The sequence below is a fragment of the Litorerythrobacter xanthomarinus genome (assembly GCF_046254955.1).
In the GTDB taxonomy this organism is placed as follows: domain Bacteria; phylum Pseudomonadota; class Alphaproteobacteria; order Sphingomonadales; family Sphingomonadaceae; genus Qipengyuania_C.
Window position 1 is genome coordinate 1,242,532 of the sequence record NZ_JBJXRG010000001.1, and the last position, 17,426, is coordinate 1,259,957.

A 17,426-nucleotide genomic window follows, 5' to 3' on the forward strand; every position below is an offset into this window, starting at 1 on the left:
AAATCCTTGACTTGGCACCGGGCGCTACCTAAGTGCGGGCGCTCTCATGCAGGTTTAATGATTCTCACGGAGTGCCCCCATGGCGCGCGTTACAGTTGAAGATTGTGTCGACAAGGTCCCCAACCGGTTTGATCTTGTGCTTTTGTCCGCCCAGCGGGCGCGTGAAATCTCCGGCGGGGCTGAGCTGACCGTTGACCGCGACCGCGACAAGAACCCGGTCGTGGCTCTTCGCGAGATTGCCGAGCAGACCATGCGGCCGAAGGACCTGCAGGAAGCGGTGGTAACCAACCTGCAGAAGATCCTGCCGGATGACGAGGACGATGCCGATGAGATCGCTTCGCTGAGCCAGTCGGCCGAAGCGCTGCGTATCACCGCTGCCGCTCCGACCCGTTCGACTTCGATTGGCGCGGATTACGATCCGGGTTGATCGGCTAATCGACAAGCCAGGCTTGAAAAGGCCGCTTCCTTTTGGAGGCGGCCTTTTTCGTTGGGTGCTATCCTGCACGCTTGCCCCTTGGACGATCCCCGACGTAGTATCGCTGTGGGGGAATGTATGAGCGATTTCACAGAAGGTCTGGGTACCGCGATCGAAGGTGGGCTGTTCGCTAGGGCTGTAGAGGGCGAGAAGACTGCGAGTCCGATCGAGGACGGCCGCTTTGCAGAGCAAGAGTGCCTCAACTGCGGGACCGAGCTGGCCGGGCTGCATTGTCACACGTGCGGCCAGAAGGCGCATCTTCATCGCACTATCGGCGCGTTCCTTCACGATCTGCTGCACGGGGCGCTGCATTTGGATGGGAAGACATGGCGCACCCTGCCCCTGCTCGTCCGCAAGCCGGGCCAATTGACCCGGCGCTATATAGAAGGCGAACGCGCCAGGTTTGTCTCGCCGATGGCTCTGTTCCTGTTCTCCATTTTCTTGATGTTTGCCGTGTTCCAGGTTGCAGGCATCACCACTCCGACTGACCTTCAGCCGCAAGGAATTGACGCCGCGCAGATAGATGAGGCGGCAACCACTCTGCATGAGCGCTCCGATGCAGCGCGAACTGAGCTTACCGCGCAGCTCACCCAGCTAGATCCGTCCGATCCCAAGTATGCGGAGATTGAGCAGCAGCTGGATGAGCTCGACGAAGCAGAGGATTTCATCGAGGGGGCGGAAAAATTCGTCCTAGCCGAAAGCGAGGACGGCGAATTGAAGTTAACCGGCAAGTTGACTGGCGTAGACTGGATTGACAGCGGTCTGCGCAAGTGGGTCGAGAATCCCAGCCTCATGCTCTACAAATTGCAGGCCAATTTTTACAAGTTCAGCTGGCTGCTGATCCCGCTTTCAACGCCATTCGTGTGGTTGCTGTTCGCTTGGAAGCGACGCTTCAAGGCCTATGATCACGCGATTTTCGTGACCTATTCGCTGGCTTTCATGTCGCTCTTGTTCATTGTACTTGTGCTGGGCAGCATGGCCGGTCTGCCCGGTGCCATCCTGATCCCTGCCGCTCTGCTGATCCCGCCGATCCATCTCTACAAGCAACTGAAGCTTGCCTACGGACTGACGCGCTTCGGCGCAGCTTGGCGGCTGGTATTGCTGACGATCTTTATCGTGACCGTGCTGGTACTCTTCCTGCAGGTATTGCTCCTGCTGGGCCTGATGGGCTGATCAGGATCGCGAGATCAGGCGCCTTGCGGTGCTGTGCCGCCCGAGCCTCCGAACTTCTTCCCTGCCTTTGGCACCGAGCTTCCGCCAGCAGACTGGACCGGCGTCGGGCCTTTGGGCTCATCGGGCCGATCGATCTTGCCGTCTTCAAGGAGCTGCTTGATCTCGTCTCCGGTCAGCGTCTCGTACTCGAGCATCGCTTGGGCTAGAAGGTGAAGCTGGTCTTCCTTCTCCGTCAGAACGTGGGTTGCGCGTTTGTGAGCGCCTTCCACAAGTGACTTAATCTCGGCATCGATCAACTTGTTGGTTTCCGCCGAACCCATGGTCCGGGCGGTTTGGCCCATGCCCAGATAGCCCTCCTGCTGCTCTTCATATTGCAGCGGGCCAAGCTTGTCTGACATGCCCCATTTGGTGACCATGTTGCGCGCCAGACTGGTGGCATACTGGATATCCGAGCTTGCGCCGGACGAAACCTTATTATGGCCGAAGATGATCTCCTCAGCCACGCGTCCGCCCATGCTGACAGCAAGGTCGGCATGCATCTTGTCGCGGTGGTAGGAGTAGTTATCCCGTTCGGGCAGGCGCATTACCATGCCCAGCGCGCGTCCGCGCGGAATGATCGTCGCCTTGTGGATCGGGTCGGATGCCGGCTCATTTAGCGAGACCAGCGCATGGCCGGCCTCGTGATAAGCGGTCATCTTCTTCTCGTCGTCGGTCATGACCATTGAGCGCCGTTCGCTGCCCATCATGACCTTGTCCTTGGCGTCTTCGAATTCCTGCATCGCGACCAGGCGCTTGTTGCGCCGTGCGGCTAGCAGGGCGGCCTCGTTGACGAGGTTGGCGAGATCCGCACCGGAAAAGCCAGGGGTACCGCGAGCAATCGTGCGCGGGTTCACATCGGGTGCCAGCGGCACTTTCTTCATGTGGACGGCGAGGATTTTTTCGCGACCGTCGATATCGGGCACAGGAACGACGACTTGCCGGTCGAAGCGGCCCGGGCGCAGCAGCGCGGGATCAAGTACATCGGGGCGGTTTGTCGCGGCGATGATGATAATGCCTTCATTGGCCTCGAAGCCGTCCATCTCCACGAGCAGCTGGTTGAGCGTCTGCTCGCGTTCGTCGTTGGAATTGCCGAGCCCATGGCCGCGGTGGCGACCCACCGCGTCGATCTCGTCGATGAAGACGATGCACGGCGCATTCTTCTTGGCCTGTTCGAACATGTCACGCACGCGGCTTGCGCCCACGCCCACGAACATCTCGACGAAGTCGGAGCCGGAGATAGTGAAGAAAGGTACGCCTGCTTCACCGGCAATCGCGCGGGCAAGGAGTGTCTTGCCGGTGCCGGGTGAGCCTACCAGCAGTGCGCCCTTGGGTATCTGTCCACCGAGCTTGGAGAAGCGATGCGGATCGCGCAGGAACTCGACGATCTCTTCGAGTTCTTCGCGGGCCTCGTCGATCCCGGCGACGTCTTCGAAAGTCACCTTGCCCTGGCGTTCGGTCAGCAGCTTGGCCTTGGACTTGCCGAAACCCATCGCGCCGCCGCCGCCGCCTTTCTGGACCTGCCGCAGTGCAAAGAAGGCAATGCCGAGGATCAGGATAAACGGTAGGGATTGAACCAAAATGTAGAGTAGCAGGTTGGGCTCATCAGCGGCCTGACCCGAATATTTCACCCCGTTTTCGTCGAGCAAGCGGGTAAGCTGGGTATCGTTGCCTACGGGGACAGTGCTGAACGCTTCGTCGTTCTTGAGCGTGCCGGTGATCTTGTCCGGCGCGATCTGAACCTCTTTGACCGATCCCTCGGCCACGCGGTCACGAAAATCTGAATAGCCAATCTGCGTTCCGGCGGGCTGCCCCGTGTTGCCGAATGCAGAGACGACCAGCAGCAGGGCGAGAAAGATCCCGCCCCAGATCATCAGGCTCTTGATCCACGGATTGGGCCCGTTTTCTTCCGGGTCCTGCTGTGGGTTCTGCTCATTCATCAGGGCGATCCTTTCGTGCATGCCAATGTAGGCGCGCAGGAGTGAATGACAAGTTGATCACTCCATTCTCTTTTTGGGCATCTCACACGCCTGTGAAATAGAACTTGATCGACCACTCAACTTCTGCTTGATTGATCGTTCAATCAAGTGAGGTGATTCGTGAATACCGCGACCCGTGACCGTATAGTGATGACCGCGTTGGAGCTCTTCTATGTGAAGGGTTATCAATCGACGTCGATCAGCGACATTCTCAGCCGCAGCCAGGTGCATTCGGGCAGCCTGTATCATTTTTTCCCTGGCAAACAGGATCTGCTGGTCGCGGTCCTCGAGTTCTACCGCGATGGCATTCAGGAGAATTTGCTCGATCTCGCCTGGGTGGGTGTCGATGATCCGATCGAGAAGATCTTTGCGCTTCTCAATGGATATCGCACCGGCCTGCTAATGAGTGATTTCGCCCACGGCTGCCCGATCGGCAATCTGGCGCTTGAGATATCGGAACCCGATCCGCGTATTCGCGAGCTACTTCAGGTCAATTTTGATAACTGGATCGATGCGGTTGAACGATGTCTGTTTGAAGCGCGCGAGCAAATCCCTGCCGATACTGATCGGCGGGCTCTCGCAGAGTTCATCCTCACCACCATGGAAGGGGCGATCATGCAGGCGCGAACCGCGCGCGATATCGCCGTGTTTGATCGAAACATTGACGTGTTGCGACAGCACTTTGCGATGCTCACACATACCGCCGGAGCCGAAACGTCGGCAGGCTGAATAAAAGGGAGGAAGATTAATGGAAATGAATTGGATTGCAGTTGCCGCGGCCGGCGTGTCGGCCTTTGTCTTGGGCGGGGTCTGGTACGGGCCGCTCTTTGGGAAAAAATGGGCAGGTTACGTCGGCCTCAGCGAAGAGGACCAGAAGAGTGCAAGCATGAGCAAAGTGTTCGGTGGCGCGTTAGTCCTGTCCCTGATCGCTGCCGCTGTGTTTGCGGCATTTCTCGGTCCGAATCCTGGCGTTGAGTTCGCAACTGCAGCCGGCTTCGCGGCCGGATTGGGCTGGGTGGCCGCGAGCTTCGGCATAAACTATCTATTCGCGCAGCGTCCGTTCGGGCTGTGGTTGATCGACGGGGGATATGCGACATTGCAATTCACCCTCTACGGTCTGCTGATCGGCCTGCTCGGTTAGGCCAGAGGTCAGGTAATCACCCGCTCGATCAGCCAGAAGCTCGCGGTGATGCCGATGCCGTAGGTCGCCAGCTTGAGGGCATGCGGTTCGGTCTTCGGGATGAGCCGCCTCAATGCCCGGCGTAGAGCAACGACTCCAGCGATCACCATGAGCTGACCGGCTTCGACCCCAAGATTGAATGCCACCAAGGCATGGGCAATCTCGCCTTGCGGCAGCCCGATCTCGCGCAAGGCTCCGGCAAAACCAAAACCGTGGAGCAGGCCGAATGCGAAGGCCACAACCCATGGCCAGCGCCGCGTGAAGCTTTCGCGGTCTCCGCGGGCCAGTTCTACGGCAAGAAATACGATCGAGAGAGCAATGGCAGCCTCGACAGGCTTGGCGGGCAATCCGAACAATCCAAGCGATACGGCGGCGAGGGTGATCGAATGCGCCACAGTGAAGGCTGTGATCGCCTTTACTACGGCCCAACCTCCGGCGACGAGCAATACCAGCGCGATAACGAAAAGCAGATGATCCCACCCTTCGAGGATATGCTCCACGCCCATCGGGAAATAGCTTTGCCAAACCTGCCAGCTATCTGGTGCGGCTGCGATGGTCGCGAGCGGCTCGTCGGGCGTAAGGCGGAATGCCTGCGATGCGCCCTCAATCGGCACCACCCGCAGCAAGGCATCCTCGCCGACCATTTCGCTCCAGCCGACCTGCCCACCCTCGAGTGACCCGCTGCATCTGACCGTTGCGCTACCGATCAGCGCCTGCGCACCAAACCGCTGGACCGGCTCTCCGGTCACTTCGCACACTTCGGGAACTTTCGGAACACGCAGCGACTTGGCGGTTTGCTGGCCGATATTCTGCTTCCAGCCCAGATGCCATTCGGTCTCGCTTTGCTGCGAGAGCTCTATCGAAGATGGACGCAGTTCATCCGCGTGCACCGCACCGGGCAAGAGTATCAGCATCAGCGTGAGGAGCCATCTCATCGCTCGATATCGATATCATAGGCCTCACGCAGCAATTCGTAGGCTTGCTTCTTGCGATCGGCGATGGTGCTGGATCGCCAGTCATTCTCAACATCGCTGCGGATATCGGCAAGTTCGGGTACTTCGCCAATTTGCTTTTTTCGCACGCGCACGAGATGCCATCCAAAGCCGGATGAAACAGGGCCATACCATTTAGGGGATACTGAAAAATCATTCAGGCTGGTAGAGAATGCTTGCCCGAACCTATTCTCGATATCCGTGAAACTTGCGTTCTCAAGCGACGCTGGGAGGGAAATCTCACCGCCTAGACCTTGCCAATTCTCATCATCAGTCAATTGCGCGAGAACCAAGGCGGCTTCATCGCCTTCGCTGAACCAAAGCTGGTCGAAACTGTATGTGGCATCCGCCGCGAACCGCTCGGGATGAGCCTCAATCCACTCCTGCAGCATCGCATCCGTAACGGGAGCTGTTTCCGCTCGCGCACCAGCAATCTCATCCATTTTCTGAGACAGGCGGCGCCTGACAACCGGATCGTCCTGATCCAACCCCAAACGCAGAGCCTCGCGGTAAAGAATTTCCTCCCGCAGATACTGCTCGATGAGGTTGTCGAGCTCGGCATCGGTCGGTGGGCGCCGCATCAGCGCTTCGAAACGCACTGCCAACTGCGCCTGGTCATCGCGGGAAACCTCGATATCGCGGCTGGCCGGGTCGGCCGGCTCCCCACGCCAGGCGAAAAAGACGAACAAAAGCGCGCCACCGAATAGGAATTGGACCAACGGCTCTCGCGTCCAAGCAGGCAATTTCATGTCGAAGCTTTCGCCTAAATGGCAGCGTCTGAAACCGGTTTGACCCAGATCGGGGACGAATAGGCGCGCTCCTGCGCGACGGCGTCAGCCAGCGCTTCCTCGGGTAGCTCGATACCAAAGCGGACCATGTCGAATAGTGTCCAGCGCGGTGTGGGTATCTCGAGGACACGCACATAGTAGAATGCGTTCTGCCCGCGGCTATAGTCCGGATCGGTCCACGCGATGCGCAGCTCTGCCGCGCCGATCGAGTTCTCGTATGTCGCGGTCGAACGATCAACCGTGTCGCCCACCGCAGGAACCTTGCCGTCGGCTGCGCGCCGCGTTTCCATGTCTGACCACACAACATCGTAGATCTGCTCACGCAATTCACCCGAGGCATCAACCCAGCCCTTGATCACCTGGACGCGGTCGAGGTTTGCGCCCTCTGGGTCCTTCAGGGCCGAGATCAGAAAGCTTGGCGCTTTGCCTTCATCGGCGAGAACTCCGCCCATCGGGACTCCGCGTGAGTATCCGGCACGCACCCAGTCGCCATCCCAATCCGTCTCGCTGAAATCAAATCCGGCAAAAATCCGCACGGTCATGCGCGGCCCGGTGGTGGCGTATACCTCGCGGCGCTTGAAGGCGTCGAAGATCTCGGCACGCGTATTTCCGCGTGCCCATGCTGCAGCATAGCCACCCGCGAGATAATGCCAGCCGAAGCGGTCGGCGTTCACCCCGAGGTTCTGGCCATTGAGTGCGCGTTCCTTGATGGCTGGCTCACTGCCGGTATGCTTGCCAAAGAAGTTGTCTTCGTCGCCCGTCGCGAACGCCGTGTGGCTGTCGGTCGAGCCGATAACCCCGAACGCGTAAGGATTTACGCCCAGCCTCTCTTCAATGGAGAGGCCGCGCTTCAACGCGTCGCGAACATATCCGCCGGCATAGTCATTCGGCTCGCTCCGGATAGTCATCGACAGGTTGCCAAGCTCCCATCCTTTCACACCGAAGCCAGCAAACTCGTCATTTGGCGAGAGAAACGGGTGCGTTTCGCTATCACCCTTGATCTGGGTAATCTCGACCACCGGCTCGGCCTTCGCACGCTTGCGGGCATAATCGGCGGTCATAGGACCGCCGCCGGGCATGGTAAGTTCAAACATCAAGCCGTTGGAGACATTCGAATTATGCGGGATTGCTAGCACTTGCCCCCCGGTCGCTTGCTCGTAGGCGGTCATATAGTCCCATAGCCCTTCGACCTCGGTATCGAGGCCTGGGTAAGGGAGAACCTGCTTCGTGCGCGCGCTCCCATCGCGGAACATAACGACGCGGTGGAGATTGTTGCCGCCCGGCATAAGCGTGTATTCGTATCCGGCGAGCGCGGTAAACTCGCCAGGCTTGTTATAGCGGTCGAGCGTGTCGAGGTGGGCTGACCAGATGTTGCGTGTGTTCTCTTCTTGCTCCTCGGCATTGCTGAGCAAGGCTTCCGGGACCTCGCCATTCGCAGCGGCAGAGATAAGTTCACCGATCGCGCGCTGCGATTGCTCGGGGCTCTCATGCATCATATCATACCAGCGCAGCACGGTCTCATCGCCCATTGCAACAACTGCGATGCGCGGCGCGTCATAAAGTCTGCGGGTCGATCCCAGACCGTCCGAGTGGTCCGAAATCACCAGGAAGTCGAGCGGACGGGAGAGCTTTGCCTTGGTACCAGTGGTTGACGTGACTTCCTGCCCGCTGGCGAATTGCAGCGCCTCTTCCGGCCCGAGCCTGACACCGAAACCGAACGCATCGATCGAATTGTCGGTATGAAGGTGGGTGTCGCCCCAATAGGGTCGATCTGGAAATTCGGCGAGTTCGATGGTTCCCTCGCCGTCTCCGGTTTGATCTTCGGTAGCGCTTTCGCTGCAAGCGGCGAGCATCGCTGCTCCGGTCACTACGAGTGCAATGTTCCTGATTGAGCGCATAGTCTCGATTCCCCTCTCTACCGGGGAGTTTTGCCTTCACATCGGCTTTGGTCAAGCGCCTCTGCTCGATGCGCCCTCGCCGTAGCGTCAGCTCGGCCCTGCCATCAGCATATTGCCGATGGTGTAAGCCGCGCCGCCGGCCAATGCGTAGCCAATCAGGGCCAAAAGCCCATCCCGTACAAGCAAGGCCAACCCGAACGAGGCAATGCCCATGAAAGGCAGTATGGCGGCAAAAGGAAGCACTTCAAGCGGAGGTACCGCAGCGCAGAGGAATACGATGCACAGCGCAGCGAGGCGGACCCAAGCGCCTTTTGTCAGGAAGTCCAAGCGCTGACCCAGTACCTCATCGACCTTGGCAGCAAGATTGTCGAGCTTATGCGCCGCTGCGGCCAACTTGTCCGAATCTACGGCACGATTCTGGATGAAATCTGGCAACCAGACATGTTTCTTGCCGAACAGCATCTGGAGCGCCAGCAGCGCAATGATCACCGCTATCGCGGTAGGCACACCCGGAACGCCGCCGATAGGGCTGATCCCCACGAGAGGCAGAATGATCAGCAGAGGGGTGAAGCTGGCGGGACCAAACCGGTCGAGTGCGTCACCCAGGCACACCTCGTCCTGCTCTTCGGCAATCTCTTCGATTCCGTCGAGTACCTCTTCCATATTGTGAGGCGGCTTCTCGTCGGCCATCCGGCTCCCTTTCAGGAGCTAAACGGTCCAAGATCAATTTGGCTCCGGCGGAGTATCAGGCGTAGCCCATCACCGCCTTCAGCTCGAGAAACTCGTGAAAGCCTGCTTCGCCCCACTCCCGCCCATTGCCGCTTTGCTTGTAGCCCCCAAAGGCAGCGTTAAGATCGTAGCCACCATTGATAGCGACCCGTCCGGCGCGAATACGGCGAGCAAGCGAGCGCGCCAGTTCTTGGTCTTCCCCCATGATCGCACTGGCAAGGCCATATTCGGTATCGTTCGCGATCGCGATGGCATCGTCGTAGTCGTCATAGCCCAAGATCGAGAGCACTGGTCCGAAGATTTCTTCGCGCGCGATCCGCATGTCGTTGGTGACATCAGCGAAAACGGTGGGCTTGACATAGTGCCCGGTTTCGAGCCCTTCGGGCTTGCCCGGTCCGCCGGCGACTAGCGTCGCGCCCTCTTCGATCCCGGCTTCGATCAACCCCTGGATTTTGTCCCATTGCGCTTTGGAGACAACCGGCCCGATCGTGGCATTGCCATTGGGATCACCGGGAATGACCTTCTCGGCTGCTTCTTTCGCAGCGGCCTTGGCTTCTTCCATCCGTGCGTGGGGTACCAGCATGCGACTGGGTGCGGTGCAAGTCTGGCCCGAATTGCCCATCATCGCGGTTGTGCCTCGCGCCACGCTTTCGGCAAAAACACTATCGTCAAGAATGATATTGGGGCTCTTGCCGCCCAGCTCCTGCGCGACGCGTTTGACCGTCGGGGCGGCGTTGCGTGCCACTTCGATCCCGGCCCGGGTTGATCCGGTGAAGGAAACCATGTCGATACCCGGATGGCCTGAGATGGCCGTGCCGACACCTGGTCCATCGCCATTGATCATGTTGTAAACCCCGGCGGGAACACCTGCAGCGTGCATCACTTCGGTGAAAATGCAGGCGTTGAACGGGGCGATTTCGGTGGGCTTGAGCACCATTGTATTGCCGCCCGCCAATGCAGCAAAGACTTTGCAGGCAATCTGGTTGAGCGGCCAGTTCCATGGCGTGATCATGCCCACCACACCGATCGGCTCGTAGATGTGCATCGTTGGTCCGAGAGGCTGCTCGAATTCAAAGCGCTCAAGAATCTCGATGGTGTTTGCAACATGACCAATCATGAGCTGAACATGGGGCCCGTTTGCGAGCGACATCGGCGCGCCCATCTCCATGCTGACCATTTCGGCCAGATCTTCGCGGCGTTTGTCCAGTTCCGACTGGATCGATCGGAGCAAATCCAATCGCTCGGGTTTGCCGGAGATGCCCCAGCTGGCGAATGTTCGCCGTGCCGCCGCCACTGCCTTGTCTACATCTGCAGCAGATCCGATCGAGACGTTTCCGATCGTTTCTTCGGTTGCGGGATTTTCGACCGGGATCGATTTGGGCTCGACCGGATCGACCCATTGGCCATCGATATAGAACTGCAGATAGTCTCGCATGAAATCACTCCTTCAACCGCTGCTCCTATCGAAGCGGCGAAGGGCTAGCAATCGGGAAGCGATGGCGAGTTTGCTTTATCCTGAAGAGGCCCAGCGCTCGACAACGTCTGCACCGTCTCCTTTGCTGTCACGGATGGCGCCGGGTGTGCGGCTGAAGCGCGGGGCAGGGGCAGTGTGCCACGTGCCATCGCGTTCCACATAGGCTCCGCGCGCTTTCATATGCGGATGGTCGCGCGCCTCTTCTACTGAGAGCACAGGACCGAAACAGGCATCGCTGCCTTCGAGAATGTCACACCATTCGGCCTGCGTTCTGGTCTTGATCAGGGCAGCGAGCTTCGCGGCATAATCTTCCCAATTGGAAGGATCCATCTGGCCCTGTCGCAGCTCGTCGGGCGCATCGGCTTTGTCGAGCAACTCGGCGTAGAATTGCGGCTCGATCGCGCCCAGCGAGATCTCGCGGCCGTCCGAGCATTCGTAGCAGCGGTAGAAATGTGCACCGCCGCTCAGCATGCCCTTGCCGCGGTCGGTCGAGAGGTGCGGGACGTGACGAACGCCGAAAAAGAAGCTCATCAGGCTCGTCGCTCCATCGACGATTGCAGCATCGACGACCTGTCCCTTGCCGGAGCGCTCGCGTTCGTAAAGCGCCGCAAGGACGCCCATCGCGCAATACATCGAGCCGCCGCCGAAATCGCCGACCAGGTTTTGCGGCGGGGTGGCTGTTTCGCCTGGTTTGCCGACCGCAGAGAGTGCGCCGGTGATGGCGATATAGTTGATGTCATGCCCGGCAGCCTGCGCCAGCGGCCCGTCCTGCCCCCAGCCGGTCATCCGCGCGAAGATCAGCCGCGGATTAAGCGCCAGCATTTCTTCCGGACCGAGGCCGAGCCGTTCCATCACGCCGGGCCGATAACCCTCGACGAGCACATCGGCATGCTCGATCGCCTTGCGTACGAATTCCTGGCCGTCATCTGACTTCAGATCGACTTCGGCGCGGTGACGGGCGCGCTCGACCACCGGGTTTGATGCCTGCCCGCCGGGCCGCTCGATCCGGACCACTTCAGCTCCGAGGTCAGCCAGCATCATCACGACATGCGGTCCCGGCCCGATGCCGACAAATTCGACTACCTTGAGCCCGGTCAAAGGTCCGTTCGATGCTGCTTCGTTCATGCTTGGGGCTCCTGCCGATAGAATGGTTCAATCTCTTCATTGCTCAGCATGAAGCAATTGACGAGCATCGATTTGAGATTGATCCCAACCCGCTGCGCATCGGGCTGGGTCCAGCTGTAAGCGATCTCGCGTTCTTCGCCATCCTTGCGTTCGCCGACATAGACCACCAGCGAATGGCGCGTGAAAATGCCCTTGAGGTTGTTGATCGGCCAGCGGACATTGGTCAGTGTCACCGAGACTTCGGACCCGTCAGCAAGCTTGATCCACTGCTTGCCGCCCTTGTCGTGGATGTGTCCGATTTCGTAACGTTTATAGGGAATGTCGCGCCCACCACCCACGCCGGGAACATCGATATAGCAGGCGAAATCGCGTGCGCGTTCAAGAGCATAGGGGCGCTTGTCATCGCCGCGCTTCTGCCACCAGAGCTCGTGTTCACCGAGCATGATCTCTTGGGGGAGGGAGAGACCGTTCGTGTTGCAATCTTTTCTCTCGGCAGTGGCACGGAATTGGCCGGCCTCCTGCCGGAAGAGCAGGTCGCATCCAGCGAGTTGACTCCCGGCTGCCCGTGAAAAACGCATTCGCACATGCCGTCCGTTGGGTTCTGGGCTGAGTTTGACCAAGAGATTTTCTGCCTCGGAATCGCCGCCTTCGCTCACAGAAATGGCGAGATCACTTCCACCTTCATCCTTCTCGACTAGGATGTGAATCCGCTCGTGCCGCTCGCTTTCCGGATCGCCGAGGCGGCGGTCAAAATAGGCCTGGTTGGCGTTGTCGTACCGCCCTTCGAGCAGCTTTGCGATCACCAGCGCATCGCGCTCGGCGCGCGTGCTATCTTGGCCTTGCGCGATGGCCAGCGAAGACCATCCCAGCAGGATTCCGGCTCCCATCAAGCTCGTGATTTTGCCCATCTTCATCATTCTCTCCCCGGCAATAGACCTACCCTAGATAACGTGAGATCACCCGCAAACCGCCTTAGATGATAGCGCGGGCAGCTAGATATCCTCGATATCGACCGAGACCGAAAGGTAGTCGAAGTCAAAACGGTGGTTGCCGCGAGTCCTGCGGCGGTAACCTTCCCGCATCCGCTCGCTCGGCAATCCGGAATCCTTCGCCGCTTGTTCGATTAGACGATCGACAATCGCGCCTTCCGGCCAAGTCGCGCAATATCGAACCGGCCCGTGCTTCCAACAGGCGATGGCACCATCTTCGGCAGTGAATTCGGGCTGGGCATCGCCTTCGAGATGATCGAGCCATTTCGCGATGCGCCAGCCATCGCCTTGATGTATGACTAATGGCGAGAGGCTTTCGCTGCGTACCACTTTTCCGCCGACCAGCTCTCCCAATCGGCCCGGCGCAAGGTTCGCTGGGATCGCGAAGTCTTCGCCCCGGCTTCCCGAGCGGGGACCAATAACGATCTGACCCGAAAACTCCGCGAGCCTGGCTGAGAACCCCTCCGACACGATCGGCTCGCAAGGTATGACCACCAGGGCGTACCCATCAAGCGATGCTTCGGGCGAGACGATGTCGACATTAAGGCCGAGTTTGCGCAGCGCCGAGTAGCAGGCGAACGCGGCCCATGATGCCGAGCAACCCTCTCCCTGCGGCTGGATCTGCGTGATCCATTCCGATGGGTAGGAGAAGACCAGCGCGGCGTGCTTGGTAGCCTCGCCCGCCAGCTTCAGCGAGCCGAGTTCCTCCGCCACTTGCGCAACCTCGCCAAAAGCCGGAGCGGGTTCGCCGTCCGGTCTCAGCAAGCCGGCATGCATCTGCTCCTGCGCCTTGGGAAACTGCCGCCAGCGGAAGTAGCTCACAAGCTCCGCGCCGTGCGCCAGCGCTTCGAGTGACCACAGCCGCACCATGCCAGGGAGCGGCGCCGGGTTATGCCGCGCCCAGTTGACCGGTCCGGGCTGCTGCTCGAGCACCGACCAGCGTCCTCCTTTCGCACAGCCACGATAAAGATCGTGGTGGAAGGCGGCGATATCGGGATGTCCCTGCCGCGCATACTTTCGCTTTTCTTCGTCCGAGAAGCGGAACTGCTCGAGAAAGCCAAGCGGGTAACTATCCCAGCCCAGCACGTCGAGATCAGCCGCCAGATCATGATGATCATAGCCGGTGTAGAAACCCATCGCGTTATGCATGACGTCGCGGCCGGGTGAAAGCTCGCGCAAGATCTCGACCTGCGCCTTGTTGAACGAGACCACCTGATCCGACGAGAACCGGCGGAAGGCGAGCCAATGCGCCGGATTGGCTTCGGTCACGGTGAGATTGGGCAGCTCGATCTCGCCAAAGGAGCGATACTCCATGCTCCAGAAGACATTGCCCCATGCCTCGTTCAGCGCCGCGATATCTTCATACCGCGCAGCCAGCCACTCGCGGAATGCGCCGCGCGCTGCGGCCGAAAAACTCTGCACCGTATCGTGGCAGCCAAACTCGTTGTCAGTCTGCCATCCAGTGATCGCCGGATGCTCGCCATAGCGTTTTGCCACCGCGCGCGTGATCCGCGCTGCCTCTTCGCGGTATCCCTTGTGGCTGAAGCAGTAATGCCGCCGCGAACCGAAGCCGCGTGGGCGGCCTTGACGATCGAGCGCGACCATATCCGGCATCTGGTCGGCCAGCCATTTGGGCGGGGTCGCGGTCGGCGTGCCGAGGATGATCTTGAGGCCCGCCGCATGTAGCGTCTCGATTGCCCGGTCGAGCCAGTTCCATTCTAAACGGCCCGCATCAGGTTCGATCCGGCTCCAGGCAAATTCACCGATCCGAACGGTGGTGAGCCCGAGCTCGGCCATCATCTGCGCATCGGTTGCCCAGCGCTCTTCGGGCCAGTGTTCGGGATAGTAGCAGACACCGAGGTCCATTGCGGGGTTGGCTTCGACCATGCCCGCTCATCCCGCTTCGGCGGCAGCGGGTCAATAACCTATTGCGTAGGGCATTCGCGCGCTGGTCCGCAGCGCCCGATTGCTTCGTTATTATGCGACCTTGAGCCGGGCAACATTCCCGGTCATCTGCGCCTGCTCTGCGCCATCGCGGGGTTCGGGATATCCGAAAAGGAACCCCTGAAAGCTTGAACAACCCAGCAAGCTCATAGCTTCGGCTTGATCTTCGGCTTCGATACCTTCGGCGGTTACGTCAATTTCGAGCGACTGCGCCAGTGAAACGATGGCAGATACGATGGCCTTGCTGCGCTCCGACCCTGCTGCTGCGGCCTGCACGAAATCGCGATCGATCTTGATCATCGAGAAATGCATCTTCTCGATATAGTTGAGCGAAGAATAGCCGCGTCCGAAATCGTCCAGTGCGAACTTCACGCCGAGATCGTTCAGGCTGTTGACGAGCCATTCGAGCTGGTCATTCATTTCAAGAACGATAGATTCGGTCAGCTCCAGGACCAGGCGGTTGGGAGCAAGACCGCTCGAGGCGAGCGCATCGACCACTGTCGCGAGGAAAGCGTTGGTTGAAAGCTGCAAGGTCGAAACGTTGACCGTGAGCTTGATATTGTCAGGCCATGTCGCCGCTTCCTTGCAGGCTGTGCGCAGCATCCACGCGCCCAATTGCTGGATCAACAGCGTGTCCTCGGCGATGGGGATGAAAACGTCCGGGGTAATGTTACCGCGCACCGGATGCTCCCACCGCATCAGCGCCTCATAGCAGATCACATCGCGGTTGCCGCCGCCGACGATCGGCTGATAGGAAATCGAGAGTTCGTTATTGGCAAGTGCACGCGCCAGATCGTTCTCGATGTCGGAACGTTCCTCCAGCTGTTGCCTCATCTTCTGGCGATAGACCACGTGCGTCCCGCGCCCGCGATCCTTCGCCTCGTAGAGCGCCAGGTCGGCATTGGTCATCAGGGTGCTCGTGTTGGTGCCGTCACCGTTGATGACCGTAAGACCCACCGAAGCTCCGATCGAGATCGCCTTGTCTTCGATAAGGAAGGGTTCGCCAATTCGTGAGACGATTTCCGCAGCAACTACCGATGCGTCGTCTTTGCCCACCTGATGAGGCAGGAACACACCGAATTCGTCACCGCCAAGCCGGCCAATGACTGCGTCGGGACCGGCAGCGAGACGGAACCGCTCTGCGACCATCTTCAGCAGCGTATCACCTGCAGCATGACCATATATGTCATTGACCTGTTTGAAGCGATCAAGGTCGATGAGCATCAATACGGCCTGCTCATCGGCCTCGGCGCAGGCAATATTCTCCTGCTCCAGCAACTCGCGGAAATGCTCGCGCGAAAACAGCCGAGTCAATCCATCATGCTGGGTCGCGTAGACCAGTTTTGCGTTGGCTGAGCTGATGGCCTGCTTCGAACGATTCACGGTTCGTAGCACCAGAAGGATCGCAAAGATTGCGGCAATGAACAGCGCAATGGCTACGCTTAGCAAGATCACCTGTTGCTGGGCGTTGGCAAGGCGCGCTTCGTTTGCGCTTTTGTCAGCCGATAACTTGGAGATTCGCAGTTCGCGACTTTCGGCGTCGAAACGTGCTGCCAGCAGCGAGTTGTTGGCGGTTGCCGAAAGGTCGCTCGCCTGGCCATCGAGACGATGAAATGCTTCAAGATGGCGCGAAGCCTGCTGGTAGTCCTCAAGGCCGGAGTAGACCTGGAACGCGGTCTCGTGAAAATCACGGAAGAAGGGTGAGGTCTGGCCGAGGTCCTGGCCGCGGAAGGTGCGCTGTACGTAGAATTCAGCACTCCGGAGATCGCGCCGCGCTAGCTCGACCTGCGCGCGCACACCGTAAAGGAACGGGTGCCACTGGGCCGCTTGCTCGTCATTGATTGCAAGCCCGCGCCGCACAGTGTCCTGTGCCGCATCATAGCGGTTATCCAGATACTGGGTCGAGGCGATATTAGTCAGGATGCGCGCCTCGAGCATCGGGCTTTCCATTTTCCCGGCGTATTCCAATGCGGTGCGAAATTCCTGTTCCGCTTCCTTGTACCGGCCCAATTCCTTGAGCGCGTTGCCCTTGTTGTTGTGAGCGGACAGCGAAAGCGCAACGTCCTCGGCATAGGCCTCGTGCGCCTGGCGATAGTAACGCAGGACGCGTTCATAGTCGCGTGCGTCCGAGTAGAGCGAACCGATGTTCTGCAATACGATCGCCCGGCTCCGGGATTCGCCCAAAGCCTTGTAACGATCATGTGCCTTGAGGAAGAATTCCAGCGCTGTGCCATACTCACCCTGGTTGGCGTGCAGCGAGGCGTTGGATCGCAAAAGGTCAGCGTAAAGCTTGTTATCGGGAAAGTTGCGCTCTGCTTCTTCCAATGCAGATTCGATGATCTCCGCTGCTTGCGGGGCCCGGTTGAGGCGCATCAGCGCTTCGCCTTCCAGCCAGCGCGCAGTGAGGCGAGTTTTCTTTGCTTCTTCGGTCTGTTCGGTGGTCAGCGATTCCGCTTCGCGGGCCAGTTCAAGCGCCGCGCCGGAATCGGCCATCATCAGCGATTTGGCTTCTTCGAGCTTGTCGGCTGCGGTGGCTGACAGGGCCATGAGCGGCTGGGGTGACGCCATCGATAGCATCGCGCCGAGCGCCATTACCTTTATGAGCTTTGCTTTTGCCACCTTGTTGTACCCCCTGAGGCCCTTG

The 17,426-nt window shown here is 59.4% G+C and carries 14 protein-coding genes; 4 read left to right on the forward strand and 10 right to left on the reverse strand.

All coding sequences use genetic code 11. From position 1 onward, the window contains the following. Positions 1-79: 79 nt before the first annotated feature. Positions 80-427, forward strand: a complete 348-nt coding sequence (gene rpoZ, locus ACEWMW_RS06305) for a DNA-directed RNA polymerase subunit omega (RefSeq protein WP_409413043.1) — start codon at positions 80-82, stop codon at positions 425-427. A 126-nt stretch (positions 428-553) separates the two neighbouring features. Then, the gene (locus ACEWMW_RS06310) at positions 554-1,648 is read left to right on the forward strand and encodes a DUF3667 domain-containing protein (protein WP_409413044.1); all 1,095 of its coding nucleotides are present in this window, start codon (positions 554-556) and stop codon (positions 1,646-1,648) included. A gap of 14 nt (positions 1,649-1,662) precedes the next feature. Here ACEWMW_RS06310 and ftsH read toward each other — a convergent pair whose 3' ends face one another. After that, on the reverse strand, positions 1,663-3,624 hold the full coding sequence (gene ftsH / locus ACEWMW_RS06315) for an ATP-dependent zinc metalloprotease FtsH (protein ID WP_409413045.1): 1,962 nt from the start codon (positions 3,622-3,624) through the stop codon (positions 1,663-1,665). A 159-nt stretch (positions 3,625-3,783) separates the two neighbouring features. Here ftsH and ACEWMW_RS06320 point away from each other — a divergent pair, with 159 nt between their 5' ends. Both ACEWMW_RS06320 and ACEWMW_RS06325 read left to right on the forward strand, forming a co-directional pair. After that, entirely contained in the window at positions 3,784-4,392 is a 609-nt protein-coding gene (locus ACEWMW_RS06320) for a TetR/AcrR family transcriptional regulator (protein ID WP_409413046.1), read from the forward strand. A gap of 25 nt (positions 4,393-4,417) precedes the next feature. Beyond that, positions 4,418-4,804: a DUF1761 domain-containing protein gene (locus ACEWMW_RS06325; protein WP_409413047.1), complete on the forward strand. Its 387-nt coding sequence runs from the start codon at positions 4,418-4,420 to the stop codon at positions 4,802-4,804. A gap of 8 nt (positions 4,805-4,812) precedes the next feature. On the opposite strand, the gene ACEWMW_RS06330 is transcribed toward ACEWMW_RS06325, so the two are convergent. The 9 genes from ACEWMW_RS06330 to ACEWMW_RS06370 form a co-directional block, all read right to left on the reverse strand. After that, positions 4,813-5,778 (reverse strand): HupE/UreJ family protein, encoded by a 966-nt coding sequence (locus ACEWMW_RS06330; protein ID WP_409413048.1) that lies wholly within the window; start codon positions 5,776-5,778, stop codon positions 4,813-4,815. Further along, positions 5,775-6,584: a peptidyl-prolyl cis-trans isomerase gene (locus ACEWMW_RS06335; protein WP_409413049.1), complete on the reverse strand. Its 810-nt coding sequence runs from the start codon at positions 6,582-6,584 to the stop codon at positions 5,775-5,777. The genes ACEWMW_RS06330 and ACEWMW_RS06335 overlap by 4 nt, the downstream gene beginning before the upstream one ends. Before the next feature lie 14 nt (positions 6,585-6,598). Further along, positions 6,599-8,521 carry a DUF3604 domain-containing protein gene (locus ACEWMW_RS06340; RefSeq protein WP_409413050.1) on the reverse strand — a complete coding sequence of 641 codons (1,923 nt, stop codon included), beginning with the start codon at positions 8,519-8,521 and terminating at the stop codon, positions 6,599-6,601. Positions 8,522-8,608: 87 nt separating this feature from the next. Beyond that, the gene (locus ACEWMW_RS06345) at positions 8,609-9,211 is read right to left on the reverse strand and encodes an exopolysaccharide biosynthesis protein (protein WP_409413051.1); all 603 of its coding nucleotides are present in this window, start codon (positions 9,209-9,211) and stop codon (positions 8,609-8,611) included. 55 nt (positions 9,212-9,266) lie between these two features. Next, entirely contained in the window at positions 9,267-10,685 is a 1,419-nt protein-coding gene (locus ACEWMW_RS06350) for an aldehyde dehydrogenase family protein (RefSeq protein WP_409413052.1), read from the reverse strand. 75 nt (positions 10,686-10,760) lie between these two features. Then, positions 10,761-11,849, reverse strand: coding sequence for a CaiB/BaiF CoA transferase family protein (locus ACEWMW_RS06355; protein ID WP_409413053.1), 1,089 nt, complete (start codon positions 11,847-11,849; stop codon positions 10,761-10,763). Next, on the reverse strand, positions 11,846-12,757 hold the full coding sequence (locus tag ACEWMW_RS06360; RefSeq protein WP_409413054.1) for a hypothetical protein: 912 nt from the start codon (positions 12,755-12,757) through the stop codon (positions 11,846-11,848). Before ACEWMW_RS06360 ends, ACEWMW_RS06355 begins: the two co-directional genes overlap by 4 nt. An 84-nt stretch (positions 12,758-12,841) precedes the next feature. Continuing rightward, a complete protein-coding gene (locus ACEWMW_RS06365; RefSeq protein ID WP_409413055.1) occupies positions 12,842-14,725 on the reverse strand; it encodes a beta-galactosidase in 1,884 nt (627 codons plus the stop codon). Between the two features lie 90 nt (positions 14,726-14,815). Further along, positions 14,816-17,401 (reverse strand): EAL domain-containing protein, encoded by a 2,586-nt coding sequence (locus tag ACEWMW_RS06370; RefSeq protein ID WP_409413056.1) that lies wholly within the window; start codon positions 17,399-17,401, stop codon positions 14,816-14,818. Positions 17,402-17,426: the final 25 nt, after the last annotated feature.